Raw genomic sequence first — 1,127 nt, forward strand, 5'->3', positions numbered from 1 at the left:
ATGGTTAAGCTATTAAGAGCACACGGAGGATGCCTAGGCGCCAGGAGCCGACGAAGGACGTGGCGAACAACGAAATGCCTCGGGGAGCAGTAAGCATGCATCGATCCGGGGATGTCCGAATGGGGAAACCCAGCTGTCGTAATGGGCAGTTACTCATGACTGAATACATAGGTCATGGAGAGGCATACCAAGGGAACTGAAACATCTAAGTACCTTGAGGAAGAGAAAACAATAGTGATTCCGTCAGTAGCGGCGAGCGAAAGCGGAACAGCCTAAACCAAAGAGCTTGCTCTTTGGGGTTGTGGGACGTCTCACTAGGAGTAAGAAAAGCGATTGTTAGATGAAGAGGTCTGGAAAGGCCCGCCATAGAAGGTAACAGCCCTGTAATTAAAAGTGATTGCTCTCCGAGACGGATCCCGAGTACCGCGGGTCACGTGAAACCCCGTGGGAATCTGGCAGGACCATCTGCTAAGGCTAAATACTACCTGGCGACCGATAGTGAAGCAGTACCGTGAGGGAAAGGTGAAAAGCACCCCGGAAGGGGAGTGAAAAAGATCCTGAAACCGTGTGCTTACAAAAAGTCAGAGCCCTTTTTATGGGTGATGGCGTGCCTTTTGTAGAATGAACCGGCGAGTTACGTTTGCGTGCAAGGTTAAGGTGGAAAGCCGTAGCCGAAGCGAAAGCGAGTCTGAATAGGGCGCTTAAGTACGTAGACGTAGACCCGAAACCGTGTGATCTACCCCTGTCCAGGGTGAAGGTGCGGTAACACGCACTGGAGGCCCGAACCCACGCATGTTGAAAAATGCGGGGATGAGGTGGGGGTAGCGGAGAAATTCCAATCGAACTCGGAGATAGCTGGTTCTCCCCGAAATAGCTTTAGGGCTAGCCTCGGAATCAAGAGTCGTGGAGGTAGAGCACTGATTGGATGCGGGGCCCGCCAAGGGTTACCAAGTTCAGTCAAACTCCGAATGCCATAGACTTATATCCGGGAGTCAGACAGTGAGTGCTAAGATCCATTGTCAAGAGGGAAACAGCCCAGACCATCAGCTAAGGCCCCTAAATGTATGTTAAGTGGGAAAGGATGTGGAGTTGCACAGACAACCAGGATGTTGGCTTAGAAGCAGCCA

1 rRNA gene is annotated in these 1,127 nt (G+C 51.6%); it reads left to right on the forward strand.

The features are described from left to right. Positions 1-2 precede the first annotated feature (2 nt). Positions 3-1,127, forward strand: a 23S ribosomal RNA gene (locus MH117_RS26360); the annotation flags it as partial.

The organism is Paenibacillus sp. ACRRX, assembly GCF_022346885.1.
Taxonomy (GTDB): domain Bacteria; phylum Bacillota; class Bacilli; order Paenibacillales; family Paenibacillaceae; genus Paenibacillus_B.